A 13,430-nucleotide genomic window follows, 5' to 3' on the forward strand; every position below is an offset into this window, starting at 1 on the left:
ATGCGACTGGTGGGGATTAGATCGGTCCCAGCGACTTAAAGCTCGGAAATTGTGCGACTGGCACGAGCGGCTTAAGTCGGAGGTTGATTCATACACCGCTCTCAACAAGTCGGCACGCCGCTAGACAGCACAAAGGCCATCTCCGCAAACATTCGGGGATGGCCTTAAATTTAAACCTGCACATAAAGCCGCTTAAGCCGCGGCACTGCCCGCTTCCTCTTCGTTCCGTCGGCGCAGCAGCGTAAAGAATGCGAACGACAACACCGCAAATTAAAGCCGCTTAAGCCGCGGCACTGCCCGCTTCCTCTTCGTTCCGTCGGCGCAGCAGCGTAAAGAATGCGAACGACAACACCGCAAATGTTGCCGCGAAGATCGCAAGCACGCCGGCGTCGGTCCACATGCGGCTAACGTAGCCGCTGGAGATGACATCGCGGAAACCCGCGACGGAATACGTCATCGGCAGCCAAGGAGCGACCGACTGCAGCCAGCCCGGAATCAGCTCCACGGGATATGTGCCGGATGAAGTCGTGAGCTGCAAGATCAATATTATGATCGCGATAAATCGGCCTGGATTGCCCATCGTCGCTACAAGAAATTGAATGATCATCATATACGTGATGCTCGTCACTATAGAGAACAGAATAAAGTCCGTTACGTTCTGCACTTCAAGCTTCATCACGAACAGCAACACGGAATCGACGATTAGCGCCTGCGCCGCGCCGATGACCATCAGCGTCAGCGCCTTGCTCCAGAACCAGCTCCATCCGTTTTGCGGCTTGATGGCCGGCTCACGAACGGAATACACGATCGTGATAAGCAGCGCGCCTACATACAGTCCAAGAGACAGGAAGTATGGAGCAAGTCCCGTGCCGTAGTTCGGCACGTCGGTCAGCCGTTCCACGTCGAGCTGGATCGGCTCGGCGAACATGCTCGCCTTTTCGTCGGACAGGGATAAGTCCGATGTCTGGGAAGAAGCGTCGTTCAGCTTCGTCGACAGCTCCTGCGAGCCGTCTTCCAGCTCCAGCAGCCCCGATGCCATTTTCGTTGCGCCGTCCTGCAGTTGCTTCGTGCCGGAAGACAACTCCTGAACGGAGCTGTTGAGCTCAGTCAAACCAGCAGCCAGCTCACCGGCTCCGCCTTCCAACGCAGTAGCGCCCGTCGACAGCTCTTTCGCCCCGCCCTCGGCCTCCACCAACTTCTGATGCATGGTGTCCGCGCCTGCAACGAGACTATCCAGCCCCTGCTTTAATCCGCTTCCGCCAGCTGCCAGTTCCTTCTGTCCCGCAGCGGATTGCTCCGTTCCGGCCGCCAGCTCCCGGCTGGCGGCAAGCAGCGCTTGGTAATTCTCATCCTTCGCCAGCTCCGGATGAGCTTCCGCCCAGCCTGCCAGTCCATCAGCCAGCCCCGCCGCTCCAACGCTCAGCTTATCCGCTCCGGCAGAGGCGTCAGTTAGTCCTTTCGCAAGCTGTCCCGCGCCTGCGTGCGCTTCGTCCGCTCCTGCTGCAAGCTGTCCGCCGGCATCAGCAAGCTGGCCAAGCCCGCCTGCCAACCCGCTCGCCCCGGCAGCCAGTTCCTTGCTGCCGTTAAGCAGCTTCCCGCCGGCAGCGTCAAGCTTTGCCGCCCCATCTTGCAGTTGCGTCGTACCGCCGGCCAGCTTGGACAGATTATCGGCGAGCAGCTCCGAACCCGATCTTGCATCGCTAGTGCCGTCGGCAAGTTTGCCTGCGCCTTCGCTTGCCGCCGCGATCCCGTCCGCCGCTTCCTCAAGCTGCTCGAACACGGTCCGCGTATACGCCTCCGTCACTTCCTTGTTAAGCGTGCTTTTCATGGTCTCGACGGCCGAATTACCGATCTGGCCGGCCAAAAAATTCGTACTGTCGTTGCGCAAATAGATCAGCTTCGCGGGATCGGGATGCTCGGAGGTCAGCGTTGTCGTCCGCTCCGAGAAATCTTCCGGAATTTCGATTGCCATGTAATACACTTTGTCCTTCATCCCTTGAAGCGCTTCTTCCTTGCTCACGAACGCCCAGTCAAACTTGCCGTTCTCCTTTAGTTCTTCCGTGAAATCCTGCCCGATATGCATCTCTTCTCCTTCGAAAACGATACCTTTGTCGGAATTAACGACTGCAACCGGCAACTCCTCCAGTTTGCCGTACGGGTCCCAGAATGCACCGAGAAACATCGCCGTATACATAAGGGGAATTGTCAACACGCCCGCTACGGGTATTAATATCTTGGGATTTCGCGCGATGGCGCCTATTTCCGCTCCGAATTGTTTGAAGCCTGCCCATTTAAATTTCATCTTCTTTTTCACTCCTCATTCGTAATACGAAATGACCATTTTCGATTTTTGGTCAATTATTTTCATAAAAAAAGGCAACTCGCCGCAACACAACGAGGACTGCCTATATGAGCAAGCTGCATATGCATGGCGTCTCAGCTACGGGTTAACCCTTCCTCCAAATAGAACCGAAGCTGCTTCGCCAGCTCATCCTTGCCAAGCGGCTCGTGCGTCTTCTTCCAGTCCACTGCGAGCGCCATGTAGAGCTTGAGCATGACAAATGCGGTCATCTCCGGCTCGCATGGCCGGATATCGTCCTTCTCTACCGCCGTGCGCACTCGCTCGGCTATATATCCGACAACAGCCCGCTCGATCACGTTAAGCGCATCGACAGCCATCGGCGTACCGATCTCCCGCACCTCTTGAGATAGCTTGAGAGCAAGCTCGTGCTCCTCCCGGAAGTCCAGCAGACGCTCCAAGGCGTTGTACAGATTGTCGAAGAACGGGAGCTGTTCGTCAATCGCCTCTTCCGCGACCGTCTTCATCTCCTCGATCATCCGGTTCATGATATGGCCGAATAATTCCTCCTTGTTCGAGAAGAACGTATAGATCGTTCCCTTGCCTACGTTCGCGATCTTCGCCACGCCATCCATCGTGGTCGCCTTATAGCCAAACAAGGAGAAGGATTTGGCCGCCGCATCAACGATCCATTGCTTCCGATCCATCACCGTCCCCCACCTCCGTTCGCAATTTGACGAAATGACCATAATTCACTTTCGGTCAATCGTTCAATGGATTCATATTAACACGGATGAATTGTTTTCGCAACAGCGGTATAATAATGGCAGGCCCCAGGCCGACATCACTCATTCATCATGAGACATAAGGAGCGAATCCACGATGACATACCGGGAAATTACGTCGCAAGAACAATGGTCTGAGGCTCTCCAGCAATCGGACAACCGTCCGCTGGTCGTCTTCAAGCACAGCACGACATGCCCAGTTAGCGCCAATGCTCACGAGGAATTCAGCAATTATTTAAACGGCACGCCGCGCGAGGATATCGATTACGTGCTCGTTAAGGTAATCGAGTCCCGTCCCGTATCGAACAAGATCGCCGAAGATACGGGCGTGAAACATGAATCGCCGCAAATCATCTACATCGACAAAGGCGCCAAAGTATGGACGGCTTCCCATTGGTCCGTGACCAAAGCGCATATTAGCGCCGTCTTGGATTAAAAAGGCGAATCGGCTGTCGCCGCCTCTGGCGGCGCGGAGGATTTCATTCTGAGAAGTATAGATCCGGTATGGAGAGGTTTATACTTATCCGTATGTAAACAAGAAGCTTCCATACCACAGCTCTGTGGATGGAAGCTTCTTTAATATATACTTTTTTAAGATGCAGCTTTCTTCAAATGAGTTACCCATTGCCCATGCAGTTCCGACTCTGAGCATCCTAAAGCCTCGTTGAATTGCTCCGCATCGCGAACCAGACGATTTAATGCATCCATCCCATAACGATCCACAATGAACTGCACGATCAAATATGTGAACTGAAAACCCTTCATCTCCTCGAAGCGGAACGAATCCTCATTAAGTTCGCGAAACGTGGGCACAATCCCCCGGACGATGGTATCCTTGACGCTATTGATAATAAAATCTGGCGACATCTGCTTGGATTCGTAACCACCGACGCCTTGGCAGATCCACTTGGGAGCCGACGCGTTGATATCCTTTACAAGCCACATGGCGTATAAGTGGACCGTCGATTGAAGAATCGAATGGTACGAATGCGCCGGTCCAGGATTGAGCGGCGAAACGATCTTAAGAGTGTTGCCTTCAAAGGTTCCCATGAACCAATCCGGCGCGCCCGGCTCACCCGTGGCCTGATGGAAGGCCGGAAGATCGGGATAAATTTCGATCACGACCTTCTCCGACGGCCGATGCTTAAACTTCTTTACAAGTTCTTCCACGCTGCCCTTCAGCTTGCCGAACAAATCCCGATATACGTGCTCCATCTCCTCGGAGTTTGCCGCATTGCCGTTCGCGTCTACAATGTCCACCATATCTTGAATCGTCCTCCAAAACTTTTTATGCGTCCCTTCCATTGAGAATGCCTTTTCGCCTACATAACGAGAACCAGGTAAGCATGATGAACTACCTTCGATCAGGGCCAATCGATGCACCCCCTGCCCTATTACCGCCATTTCCCACATGCCAAAAGACTTTGCCACCTGCGATCGAATGATCCCAAAGGTTGCATCAAACTGCCCATTCTAAATAACGAATGGATATGGTTAGCTAAATAATGTCGGATAATATCGAAACAGGGGGATTTTGCTCTATGAAACGAGTTCTATATTTATGGGTCGGCCTTATATTTCTGGTCGCCGCGGCCCTCCCGCAACCCGCTTATGTAAGCGCGGCGAGCACCGCCGCAGCCTTCAACGATATCGGGAACCACTGGGCCAAAGATACGATTCAAACGATGGTCGCTAGAGGCGTGCTGGACGGTTACCCTGACGGTTCTTTCCGGCCGGAAGAGCCCGTGCAGGTCGACCAATTCGTAAAAATGCTCATTCTGTCCTACTCGGAGCTCCATCAGAACGGGTCGCGCAGCTGGAAGACCAACTTCCTGAACACGCTGAGTCCGGAGAATCAGGCGATCATAAAGCAGGACTATCGGTACTTCAGCTTCAAGCCGAACACGGTCGGCTACTGGGCCAAGGATTTTATCGATATCGCAAGCGACCTGCATTTTCTGAACAAAAGCCGTTATACCGACTTCCAGGGTGATATGACCCGGGAGAACGTGGCCGAAGTTCTGTATTACACGCTTCAAGAAACGGAGTTTCTGGAGGACGGCTTGTTCGGGCAAAAGATGGCTCAATCCTACGGCGATATCACTAGCGCAACGGAGAGAGAGCAGCGCTTTATCGCGGAAGCATTGGTTAAGGGCATTATGGAGGGGTATCCCAATGGATTTTTTGGCGTCGGGAACAAGGTGACGCGCGCGCAAGCGCTGGTTATTCTGAATCGCTTGACGGATAAGGAGAGCCGCATTAAAATCGCCGTCTCGCCGGACAAGCTGGAGCGTCTCGTACCTACTCAGGCTGGCGGCGACAAGATCGTCATCTTCCCGGATAAACGGATGTGGGATATGTACGATTCGCTTGCCGCGATCGGTCAGTTGCGCGGAGCGAATTACGATCTGTTCGATACGACGCTGAGACTTTACAAGGATCAATCGGAGAAGGAGCAAGTGCAGAATCGTCCCTCCGGATCGGCCGCCGTTCAGGAGGAAGCCGCGATTTGGCTTGATCCCGCCTACAATACATTCGGCATTACGATTCGGCTTAGAGACGGCTCCCTGGCCCGTAATCAGGAGGTTGTGGAGCAGTTCGCGAACGGATTGTTCGGCTATAACGCATTTGCCTTCAAGGAGTTGTTCGCCTCCGTCTGCGACAAACTAAGCCGTGGCGAGGCCGTGACCAGCACGTACAGCCAAATCGGCGGAGACGCCGTCAACGTATTGGTCGATAACTCTGCAAAGACGGTTATTTTTACGGTCGCGGCCAAAAAGTGATTAAAACTCCTATCGAAGTGCATCGATTATGTACGACCTGCAGCTTTGCAAAGCAAAGCCACTTCGTAAGCATGAGGTATTTTTATCGCCAAATAGGCATGCAAGTCAATCTATGTACGCTGAAACGCCTCCTCCCCCGCATACTGCGGAAGGGAAGAGGCGTTTTGCGTTTTCGGATGACTAGGGCGTGTCTGAATACTCCACCTGATCGGGTTTTCAGACACGACCTAGAGCAACGTCCTGGCTTTGTTGCAATTTAACCTATAGGTCACGCCGTATTGCCTGCCATAATGAATAATGCGTCGAATCATCGTCTGGTCCTGCAGAATGGCGAAAGGACAATGATCCGGCGTCGTGTTCACCTCCAGAATCCACGGCCGAAGCTGACTGTCGATCGCGATGTCCAGCCCGATCTCGACCAGCCCCGGATAACGCCTCCGCAGCTGCCTGATCGTTTGAATGCCGATACGCTCCAAATGGGCGATCATCGCATCCTTCTGCCCCGAACCGACATGGGGCTGGAGTACCTGGTCAGCTGGCAGGATAGTTCCGCCTTGGCTCCCGTTTGTAACGATTTTGCCGGGATAGGAGACTCGCGCCACCGTTCCCGTCGCTTCAAAGCCTCCGCTTGGCGACTTCTGCACGACGACGCGCAGATCGAAGGCTCTGCCCTCGTATTTTAATAGATAGATGCCTCGCTGCACGAGATACGACTTGCCGGCAATATCCCTCTTTATGCCGAGATAGCAGGCATCGAAGCTGCCGAAGCTGCGCCGATTGCTGCCCAATTGGTAGGCATACCCGCCTCCCGCCTCCCGTTCGACTCTCATAACGCCTCTCCCAAGCGAGCCGCGAACCGGCTTTACATAGACCATGCCGTAAGCTTCCAGCATAGATCGCAGCGTGTATTGGCTGAACCGCCGGGTTTGCGGAATATAGAGGCGCAGGCCCTTGTCCCCTAGCAGCGCATTCGTTTTCGCCCATTTGTCGGAGATGCGGTGTCTTCTCTTTTTGCCCGATTTCACACTAGTAAGGCCTCCTTTATCGTACTTAAGAGTTCAAAAGTGCGCTTTTCAGTATCGACTTCATGCGGTTGTCTCTGGGAATCTTTCTTTTATTAGTATACGCAGCAGTTGCGGACGTGCCTTAGGCCGCTGTCGTCATACCCGAACATTCCGCCGCGGGACACATATGCTTTAAGAGGATGAAAACCGAACTTTTTGAACTCGCACTTTATGAGGAGTCACAAGTCCATCACGAGGAGTGTGCGCGGCATGTCCTTGCATCCAAGCGCGCTGACGGCGCATGTCCATCTTATTGCACGATTGCACCCATGGTATGGGAAGCTTCTGGAGGAAAAGCGCAGTTCGGAACGCGGTCACCTTGACTACGCCGATAACAGGGAGAAGACGCTTCTCTCGCTGAACGAGCTGCCCCTTCTGAACGCCGATCTATTGGCAAGGCATTATTATGCGGAACCGCCGCGATCCGAAGCCAGCTTATCTGTCTACCGCACCTCCGGCACTTCGAGCGGCATACGCAAGTCGATCTATTATTCACCCGAAGATGATCTTCATTATATAGCCGCGAAACAAACGAGCTTCGAAGCATGGTTGAACGCCGGACCGATCCGGCGGGCTCTGGCCGATCTGGGCACAGGTCATGCGGCAAGCACGGCGCTGAGCATCTTCTCGAGTATGGGTATGGAGGGTGAGGCCATCTCCTTCTCTGCCCCCATAGAAGAACATGTAGCGAAGCTAAGAAGCTATCGGCCGGAGCTGCTGTATACGATGCCCTCCCTTCTGGAGAGCATCGCCGATGCCTGGCCGAAAGATGAACCGTTTCCCGTGCGGAAGGTCATCCTTGTCGGCGAGATCGCCTCCCGGGAATGGCAGGCCAATATGGCGGCCCGATTATGCCTGACCCCTTCGGATCTTCTCGATACGTACGGCTCCATCGAGGTCGGAGCCATTGCCGCCTATTCGCATGAGCGAAACAGGTATGTTCTCTCGGAAGGCATGTGGGGCGAGGGGCTGACTGTACAGGAACTGGGAGAGAGCTTCGAGCCGTTGGCGGACAACGAGCGGGTGCTGGTCCTCACATCGCCGAGCAGGCTGATGTTCCCGGTCGTTCGCTTCGTTACTTACGACGTCGTACGCGACTTCGAGGTCACCCTGATCGACGGCGTTCCGCGGGGCACCTTCACCGGCATATCGAAGCGCATCGGCTCCGAGCTGAAGCACGGGGAGAAGATCAGCCTGTACGACATCGAGGCGGCCGTCCACCTTGTATTAACGGACGCGGCCGTGCGCGTAGCCGTAAACGGCAATCGTCTCATGCTCCATATTCGAAGCGACCAATTGGCGGAACACCCGGAGAAGCTCCGGCATGTGCGGAACGAGGTCGAGCAACGCATACCGGATATCGGCATGATGATTCGCGGCGGCTTGCTGAAAGGCATCGACGTCATACCGGTCGACGCTTTCCGCCAGCTTCCGGGTCACGGTTCGGTGAAAGGAAAAAAGATCTACCCCTCATGAACCCGGAATTCGACTGTTTAGAAGAAAGCGGCGGTGAGATAGGCATGGAGGATGGTTGGTTGAACGGAATTGGCGGCACGCCTCTAGTCCGCTTATCCCGATTGTTTCCCGAGCTGCGGGGCATACGGGTATTCGCCAAGCTGGAGCTGATGAATCCGACGGGCAGCGCCAAGGATCGCCCTGCTCTTCGCATTCTGAAAAATGCTCTGCGGAAAGGGCTCATCGGTCCGGATACGGTTATTGTGGAATCCAGCTCCGGCAATATGGCGATCAGCATGGCGGCCATATGCAGGCGGCTCGGACTTCGTTTCGTCTGCGTCATTGACCCCCGCACCTCAAAAACGAACAGGACTATTATGCAAGCTTACGGAGCGGAGGTGTCCTACGTGGAAGAGCCCGATCCCGCCACGGGGGAGTATCTCCCCGCCCGCCTTGCCCGCGTGCAGGAGGTGCTGGCCGCCCATCCCGACAGCTTCTGGCCTAATCAGTATGGGAACCCCAATAACTATTTGGCCCACAGCGAAGGCACGATGCCCGAGATCATTCGCGAGCTCGGCAAGGTCGATTATGTGATCGGCGGCGTCAGCACTTGCGGCACGATGCTGGGCTGCGCCGACTACATTCGCCGAAATGGGCTGGCCGCGAAGATTGTCGCCGTCGATGCCGCGGGCAGCGTCATTCTTGGCGGGGAGAAGGGACCGCGCCTCTTCCCCGGACTTGGCGCGGGCATCGTTCCCCCGTTTGCGGCGAACTCCTTTACGGACCTGGCCGTATACGTAACCGATAAGGAAATGGCTCTGGCATGCCGGGAGCTTGCCGCAACGGAGGCCATCCTTGCCGGCCCCTCCTCCGGAGCGGTCCTTGCTGCCCTGCGCTCGATATGGGATGAGCTGCCTGACGACAGCACTTGTGCCGTTATTATGCACGATCGCGGAGAGCGTTATATGGATACGGTGTTTAACGACGAGTGGATGGCTGCCGCTTTTGGCGAGCCGGGTTGAGAGAAGAACGGAACGAACAGGGAGGAAGTTTTTGCACCATGATTTATTACGGAGATGAGCAGCTCAGAGAGATCGGCGAGCCTTGGCGGGAGCTGGTCGACCGGATTCAAGAGACGGTACGCATTATGGATAGAGGCGGCGTCGTTCAGCCGCTCAAGCCATACCTGCGCTACGGCAACCCGGATAATCGCATCATCGCGATGCCCGCCTATGTTGGCGGGACGGTCGCCGCGGCGGGTCTGAAATGGATCGCCAGCTTCCCCGGCAACATTTATGCCGGATTGCCTCGAGCGCATAGCGTCACCATACTAAACGAAGCTTCTACGGGAGAGCCGCGCGCAATCGTCAATTCCTCGCGAGTGAGCGCCGTCAGAACCGCGGCCGTCAGCGGACTGATGCTAAGAGAGTGGCTTCGTCATCGCTTGCTCGACAATCGCCGTGATGAAGTCGAAGAAGGGCTGCGCATCGGCATTATCGGACTGGGACCTATCGGGCGAATGCATCTGGCCATGACCTTAGCCTTATTTGGTGAGCATATCGATCAAGTTATGTTGTACGACGTTCGTGGCATTAGTCCTGAGGAAGTCATTCCGCACAGCTTTGGCAAACGCACAGGCGCCGGACCAACGCTGACATTCGAAGATCCGACCGAACAATCGAAACCTCTCCGCATCAGGCAGCTCCGTAAGGACATACCGATTCGATTCGCCGGAAACTGGCAGGAGTTATATCGCTCTTGCAACGTCATTCTGACATGCACGGTTAGCCCCGTGCGTTATATCGACATCCCCCCGGCGCCCGGCAGCCTGCTGCTCGACATCTCGCTCAGGGATTACGGATTGGACGCTATACGCGGCATTCGTTCCATCGTGGTCGACGATTGGGCGGAGGTATGTCGTGAAAACACCGATATCGAGCTGCTTCACCGGGAGACCGGACTGTCAGCAGAAGATGTCATCTCCCTTGGAGATATTGTATGCCGGGACGCGATCTCCTCTCTCCGTTCGGAGGAACCCGTGCTGTTTTGCCCCATGGGCATGGCCGCTTTTGACGTGGCGATCGCCGACTGGTATGTCCGCAAGGGAGAAAAATTAGGAATAGGCGTCAAGCTTTAAGCGCCTCACCTTCACCGGCCTCTCCCCTCCTCGAACTTGACACCTCCAGGCTGCAACACTATATTAAATTCAATGCAATTTAATTGAAAATTTTATCGAAGTTGCCGTCTTGGAGGAGAAACGATGCATCCCATTGAACATATGAAGCTCGATAATCAGATCTGCTTCGCGATCTATGCGAGCTCCCGAGAAATTACAAAGCTGTATCGCCCGCTGCTGCAAAACCTTGGACTCACCTATACGCAATACGTGACGATGCTCGCGCTATGGGAAAAGGACAATGCCACCGTCAGCGAGCTCGGAACCAAGCTGTACCTGGACTCCGGCACGCTCACTCCGCTGCTAAAGAAGCTGGAGGCCGCGGGCCTCGTCAAGCGTACGCGCGACAAGAAAGACGAACGAAGCGTCCTCGTTACGTTGACACCGGATGGCGAAGCGCTTAGGGAGAAGGCCATCGATATTCCCGAACAGCTGGCCTGCAAGCTGGACGCAACGCCGGAGGAAGGCGCCATGCTGCTGGGGCAGATGCAGGAGCTGCTGGACCGCGTGAAACGTTATTCCGCTCAGCCAGGCGAGGAGTAGGAGCGCGGTGCAGCACCCCCTGATTCGCTTTTACGATTCGGCGGACAAGCTCCACGCCATCATTCGCAATCCTGGATTCCGCTGTGTTAATATGGAAGCTGGACACATGCATAAGAGGTTGTTCAAAAAGTCCGCTTTTGATTACGAAGTATGGTCGCGTTGCCTACTCATCATCGAATATTGAATTCAGGCGAAACTTCCGGTGCTCACGTAGCTTCCACTACACTCCGCTCCTCAGTTTCTACCTTCTTTCAATCTTCTCGGTGCTGAAAACCGGACTTTTTGAACACGCATTATAAGGAGGGTAATAAACGTCAATGAAAGCAATGAAACGGCATTATCGGCACCCGCTTCTGCTAGCGGTTCTTGCCGTATTCTTGATCGTGGCAGCCGGCTGCGGCGTCGATCAAGGCAAGCAGAACAACAGCCAAGGCTCCGGCGGCGGACAAGCTACGGCATCACCGTCCCCGTCGCCATCCCCTTCTCCTACGGAAGCCCCGGCAGAAGAAGAGGGGCCCGAGCTCCTCGGCCCGGAGAAACATCCCGAGGTCACGATTGAGCTTAGCAACGACAAGTTGATCAAGATCGAGCTCTACCCGGAGGTCGCTCCGAATACGGTCAACAACTTTATCTCGCTCGTGCAGTCGGGATTTTATGACGGCCTGATCTTCCATCGCGTCATTCCCGGCTTCATGATTCAGGGCGGCGATCCGGATGGCAACGGCACCGGCGGTCCCGGCTATTCCATCCCCGGCGAATTCAGCGAAAACGGCTTCGAGAACAAGCTGAAGCATTCACGCGGCGTCCTCTCCATGGCGCGCTCAAACGCGCCGGATTCCGCAGGCTCCCAATTCTTTATCATGGTCGAGGACTATCCGTCGCTGGACAACCTATATGCCTCGTTCGGCAAAGTGATTGAAGGCATCGAGGCGGCAGACGAGATCGTAGCGCAGGATCGGGACGGCAGCGACAAACCTCTTGAACCTATCTCCATGAAGAAAGTAACCGTCGATCTTAAAGACATGACCTTCGATCCGCCTGTTAAGACGGAATAAGCGCAAGATTTCATTAAGCTCGGGTACAAAGAGGGCATCGCTGCTCAGCCGCTGGCTGTTGCGATGCCCTCTTTGCTTACGGTCGGAAGTCCCTTGTAATCCACCTGCCGCTACAAAGCAGCAGCTTCTTCTTCCCGATAGACAAGCTGCCTCACGAACTCGAAGTCCGGCGTAATAATAAGATTGTCCAGATAAGCCGACGTCATGCTGCCCGGCATTCTGGCGCGGTTAAGCTTCTCGATAATTTCACCTGCGGAACCGATTCCGATCCCGTGGCCGAAAAACAGGTTATCGTCGAGCTTGATGGCGTTCTCGCCCTGCCACTCCGGCGTAGATCGGTCGTAATCGGGATTTTTGAAATACATCGTATCTCCGTGGTACGTCTCGTTCAGATTGTAAGTGGCGTTTAGCCTGAGATCGTGGTCCGTCTCCCAACTGATCAGATACAGGTTGCGGAAGTGACGATTGAACGCGGCTTCGCCGATCGCATCCAGCACTGCCTTATACAGAATGATAATAATGGCGCCTGCGCACTCGAAGGCATATAGATGCCCATTTTCAAAAATATCGTTCACCGCGTCGGATGGCAGAACGTTGGGCCGCAGCAAGAAACCGCCCTGGGGCGTACGAATCCAATACTGCTCATTGCTGCGGGAATTGCTAAATGACGCGAAGCTTACCCCGCTTGCATACATCGCTTTGGCCGCTTCCACGATGTGAGACCTCATCTTAAGCTCGAAGATCAGAGAATCCAGACTTGGATAGCTGTACAACATCGGACTTGCCATCTTCCTCGTCAAAGTTTTCCTCTCCAGCATCGTCAGCAGCCGCGGCGGTATTGCACCCGGGTTGCTTCCGTCCGTAATTACGATCACGTTATACCCCCCAAACCAGAAATATGGATTAGGTTATAGTACGTGAGCCCGCCCGGATTGGTGAACTTTTTGACTTATAGAACGGCAGATAGCTGCCCAACTTAAATAAATGATTAAACTGGCTACGAAAGGACCAAAAAAGCCATCAACATCTCTCATGTCTGTGGTCTTCGCTCGCTCTTCTCTCAAATAAGAGGAAAAACGCCCTCTAATGTCCCGGTCTCCTCCTTCGCTTGCGTTTTAGAGGGAAATCCTCCCTCTAATCCCGAACGAATCGTTGCATTTGGGCATAATCGCCCCGAATAGAGGGAGATTTTCCCTTTATGCCATACCAATCGCCTGATTTGTTCAGATTAAGAGGAGCTTTTCCACTAGCGTTGCATTAATGTTCCCAT

12 protein-coding genes are annotated in these 13,430 nt (G+C 54.6%); 7 read left to right on the top strand and 5 right to left on the bottom strand.

Features of this window, described 5'->3' with window-relative positions; all coding sequences use genetic code 11:
* Positions 1 to 280 precede the first annotated feature (280 nt).
* Together B1748_RS31655 and B1748_RS31660 are read right to left on the bottom strand one after the other, a co-directional pair.
* Positions 281 to 2,302 (bottom strand): YhgE/Pip domain-containing protein, encoded by a 2,022-nt coding sequence (locus B1748_RS31655; RefSeq protein ID WP_087571964.1) that lies wholly within the window; start codon positions 2,300 to 2,302, stop codon positions 281 to 283.
* A 134-nt stretch (positions 2,303 to 2,436) separates the two neighbouring features.
* Complete coding sequence (locus B1748_RS31660; RefSeq protein WP_087571965.1) at positions 2,437 to 3,006, bottom strand: TetR/AcrR family transcriptional regulator; 570 nt, start codon at positions 3,004 to 3,006, stop codon at positions 2,437 to 2,439.
* A 175-nt stretch (positions 3,007 to 3,181) separates the two neighbouring features.
* Between B1748_RS31660 and ytxJ the strand changes: the two genes are divergently transcribed.
* On the top strand, positions 3,182 to 3,520 hold the full coding sequence (ytxJ, locus tag B1748_RS31665; protein WP_087571966.1) for a bacillithiol system redox-active protein YtxJ: 339 nt from the start codon (positions 3,182 to 3,184) through the stop codon (positions 3,518 to 3,520).
* 155 nt (positions 3,521 to 3,675) lie between these two features.
* Here the strand turns inward: ytxJ and B1748_RS31670 are convergent, their stop codons facing one another.
* Complete coding sequence (locus B1748_RS31670) at positions 3,676 to 4,347, bottom strand: hypothetical protein (RefSeq protein ID WP_143810418.1); 672 nt, start codon at positions 4,345 to 4,347, stop codon at positions 3,676 to 3,678.
* A 278-nt stretch (positions 4,348 to 4,625) separates the two neighbouring features.
* Between B1748_RS31670 and B1748_RS31675 the strand changes: the two genes are divergently transcribed.
* Positions 4,626 to 5,867 carry an S-layer homology domain-containing protein gene (locus B1748_RS31675; protein ID WP_179215917.1) on the top strand — a complete coding sequence of 414 codons (1,242 nt, stop codon included), beginning with the start codon at positions 4,626 to 4,628 and terminating at the stop codon, positions 5,865 to 5,867.
* Positions 5,868 to 6,094: 227 nt separating this feature from the next.
* Here the strand turns inward: B1748_RS31675 and B1748_RS31680 are convergent, their stop codons facing one another.
* Positions 6,095 to 6,892 (bottom strand): YheC/YheD family protein, encoded by a 798-nt coding sequence (locus B1748_RS31680; RefSeq protein ID WP_087571969.1) that lies wholly within the window; start codon positions 6,890 to 6,892, stop codon positions 6,095 to 6,097.
* A gap of 249 nt (positions 6,893 to 7,141) precedes the next feature.
* Here B1748_RS31680 and B1748_RS31685 point away from each other — a divergent pair, with 249 nt between their 5' ends.
* The 5 genes from B1748_RS31685 (at position 7,142) to B1748_RS31705 (ending at position 12,160) form a co-directional block, all read left to right on the top strand.
* Complete coding sequence (locus tag B1748_RS31685; RefSeq protein ID WP_087571970.1) at positions 7,142 to 8,407, top strand: phenylacetate--CoA ligase family protein; 1,266 nt, start codon at positions 7,142 to 7,144, stop codon at positions 8,405 to 8,407.
* A 59-nt stretch (positions 8,408 to 8,466) separates the two neighbouring features.
* Complete coding sequence (sbnA, locus tag B1748_RS31690) at positions 8,467 to 9,408, top strand: 2,3-diaminopropionate biosynthesis protein SbnA (RefSeq protein WP_306299351.1); 942 nt, start codon at positions 8,467 to 8,469, stop codon at positions 9,406 to 9,408.
* Between the two features lie 38 nt (positions 9,409 to 9,446).
* The gene (locus B1748_RS31695; RefSeq protein WP_087571971.1) at positions 9,447 to 10,523 is read left to right on the top strand and encodes a hypothetical protein; all 1,077 of its coding nucleotides are present in this window, start codon (positions 9,447 to 9,449) and stop codon (positions 10,521 to 10,523) included.
* Between the two features lie 123 nt (positions 10,524 to 10,646).
* Complete coding sequence (locus tag B1748_RS31700; protein WP_087571972.1) at positions 10,647 to 11,105, top strand: MarR family winged helix-turn-helix transcriptional regulator; 459 nt, start codon at positions 10,647 to 10,649, stop codon at positions 11,103 to 11,105.
* Between the two features lie 317 nt (positions 11,106 to 11,422).
* Positions 11,423 to 12,160: a peptidylprolyl isomerase gene (locus B1748_RS31705; protein ID WP_256976066.1), complete on the top strand. Its 738-nt coding sequence runs from the start codon at positions 11,423 to 11,425 to the stop codon at positions 12,158 to 12,160.
* Positions 12,161 to 12,270: 110 nt separating this feature from the next.
* Here the strand turns inward: B1748_RS31705 and B1748_RS31710 are convergent, their stop codons facing one another.
* Positions 12,271 to 13,035: a protein-glutamine gamma-glutamyltransferase gene (locus tag B1748_RS31710; protein ID WP_246608339.1), complete on the bottom strand. Its 765-nt coding sequence runs from the start codon at positions 13,033 to 13,035 to the stop codon at positions 12,271 to 12,273.
* Between the last annotated feature and the right edge of the window lie 395 nt (positions 13,036 to 13,430).

Origin of the sequence: Paenibacillus sp. MY03, assembly GCF_002165585.1 — a bacterium.
GTDB lineage: Bacteria > Bacillota > Bacilli > Paenibacillales > Paenibacillaceae > Pristimantibacillus > Pristimantibacillus agaridevorans.

Bases quoted from the DNA above. Each gene is read 5' to 3' on its own strand.
- B1748_RS31655 (WP_087571964.1), bottom strand. From the start codon at position 2,302: ATGAAATTTAAATGGGCAGGCTTCAAACAATTCGGAGCGGAAATAGGC.
- B1748_RS31660 (WP_087571965.1), bottom strand. From the start codon at position 3,006: ATGGATCGGAAGCAATGGATCGTTGATGCGGCGGCCAAATCCTTCTCC.
- ytxJ (WP_087571966.1), top strand. From the start codon at position 3,182: ATGACATACCGGGAAATTACGTCGCAAGAACAATGGTCTGAGGCTCTC.
- B1748_RS31670 (WP_143810418.1), bottom strand. From the start codon at position 4,347: ATGGTGGACATTGTAGACGCGAACGGCAATGCGGCAAACTCCGAGGAG.
- B1748_RS31675 (WP_179215917.1), top strand. From the start codon at position 4,626: ATGAAACGAGTTCTATATTTATGGGTCGGCCTTATATTTCTGGTCGCC.
- B1748_RS31685 (WP_087571970.1), top strand. From the start codon at position 7,142: ATGTCCTTGCATCCAAGCGCGCTGACGGCGCATGTCCATCTTATTGCA.
- B1748_RS31695 (WP_087571971.1), top strand. From the start codon at position 9,447: ATGATTTATTACGGAGATGAGCAGCTCAGAGAGATCGGCGAGCCTTGG.
- B1748_RS31700 (WP_087571972.1), top strand. From the start codon at position 10,647: ATGCATCCCATTGAACATATGAAGCTCGATAATCAGATCTGCTTCGCG.
- B1748_RS31705 (WP_256976066.1), top strand. From the start codon at position 11,423: ATGAAAGCAATGAAACGGCATTATCGGCACCCGCTTCTGCTAGCGGTT.